The 257-nt window shown below is 36.6% G+C and carries 1 protein-coding gene; it reads right to left on the minus strand.

Annotated features, from left to right (window positions below; translation table 11 throughout):
• Window positions 1-257 (minus strand): hypothetical protein (locus CCAND38_RS11740; protein ID WP_197066314.1); only part of this gene is annotated, 257 nt, incomplete at both ends.

A 257-nucleotide genomic window follows, 5' to 3' on the forward strand; every position in this document is an offset into this window, starting at 1 on the left:
CCAGAGCCAGGGTTTAACACATAGAGTCTATCTCCTTTTGTATAATAATATTCTATTCTTTTATTTTTTTCTCCTGTCTCTCGATATATATGAATCAACTCTCCATTCTCCGAATATTCAGGATAGACAGTGGTCATTACTTCTTCTAAGGTGTTTATATCTACGTCATTCCATTTTCCAAAGAAACGGCTATCCCGTTGTTGGGCTTTAAAATAATCAGCCGTCATATGTTCATCTTCCGAACAAGCGAATACACC

The organism is Capnocytophaga canis, assembly GCF_000827555.1.
Classification (GTDB): Bacteria; Bacteroidota; Bacteroidia; order Flavobacteriales; family Flavobacteriaceae; genus Capnocytophaga; species Capnocytophaga canis.